Genomic DNA, 1,238 nt, shown 5'->3' with positions numbered 1-1,238 from the left:
CTGACCTGCCCCCTGCAAACAGGGCCAGCCGGAGTCTAGTAAAGTTCGTTTTCGGAGAAGAAGACGAACATGAAGAAGCGCTTTACGGAACAGCAAATCATCGGGTTTCTGAAGGAAGCCGAGGCCGGTATGCCGGTCAAGGAACTGTGCAGGAAGCACGGGTTCAGTGATGCGTCGTTCTACACTTGGCGTGCGAAGTTCGGCGGCATGGAGGTCTCGGAAGCCCGCCGGCTCAAGAACCTCGAGGTGGAGAATGCCCGGCTGAAGAAGCTGCTGGCCGAAGCAATGCTCGATATGGAAGCGTTGAAGGTCGTCGTCAAGGGAAAGCCCTGAGCCCGCAAGCCAAACGCGAAGCAGTATCGGCGATTCGGGGGAAGGTCAACATCTCCGAGCGCCGCGCCTGCCGGCTTGTCGGGCTTTCTCGCAGCGTGCTGCATTACGACGCGAAGCCAGACCACGAGAATGAGGTGCTAGCGGCGCGTCTGGTGGAGTTGGCACACGAACGTCGTCGATTCGGCTACCGCCGATTGCACGCCCTAGTGGAACGCGAAGGCACGCACGCCAATCACAAGCGCATCTATCGCCTGTACCGTGAGGCAGGGCTGGCTGTGCGGCGCCGTCGCAAGCGCCACGGCGTAATGATTGAGCGCGAGCAACTGGCATTGCCGGGCGCCCCCAACGAGGTGTGGTCAATCGATTTCGTGATGGATGCGCTTTCCAACGGCCGGCGCGTGAAGTGCCTGACCGTCGTCGACGACTTCACGAAAGAGGCTGTCGACATCGTTGTCGACCATGGCATCTCAGGTTTGTATGTCGCTCGGGCATTGGACCGCGCAGCTCGCTTCCGTGGCTATCCCAAGGCGGTGCGAACAGACCAGGGCCCCGAATTTACGAGCCGCGCGCTTGACCAGTGGGCGTATGCGAACGGCGTCGCTCTGAAGTTGATTCAGGCGGGCAAGCCAACGCAGAATGCGTACATCGAATCGTTCAACGGCAAGTTCCGCGACGAATGCCTTAACGAGCACTGGTTCACGACGCTCGCGCATGCTCGGGCAGTCATCGCGGCATGGCGTCAGGACTACAACGAGCAAAGGCCGCACAGCGCACTGAACTACCTTGCGCCGTCAGAGTTTGCGGCGAAACATCGGGCAACCGCGGATACTCCTGCCGCTTTCCAGGAGTTGGTTTAAAGGGACTTTGCTAGAAGCCCATTGGCCCTATTGATGGGGGCAGGTCAC

At 59.9% G+C, this 1,238-nt stretch carries 1 protein-coding gene; it reads left to right on the top strand.

The window, feature by feature from the left end:
* Positions 1–69 precede the first annotated feature (69 nt).
* Positions 70–1,190 (top strand): IS3-like element IS407 family transposase gene (locus tag FFS49_RS41790; RefSeq protein WP_102896096.1). Its coding sequence is split into 2 segments (ribosomal slippage): positions 70–328 and positions 328–1,190, totalling 1,122 coding nucleotides; the frame shifts between segments, so codons are not numbered across the junction.
* Positions 1,191–1,238: the final 48 nt, after the last annotated feature.

The sequence above is a fragment of the Burkholderia sp. 4NA327C6 genome (genome assembly GCF_005502655.1).
Classification (GTDB): Bacteria; Pseudomonadota; Gammaproteobacteria; order Burkholderiales; family Burkholderiaceae; genus Burkholderia; species Burkholderia contaminans.
This window is presented reverse-complemented; position numbering and strand designations above follow the sequence as displayed.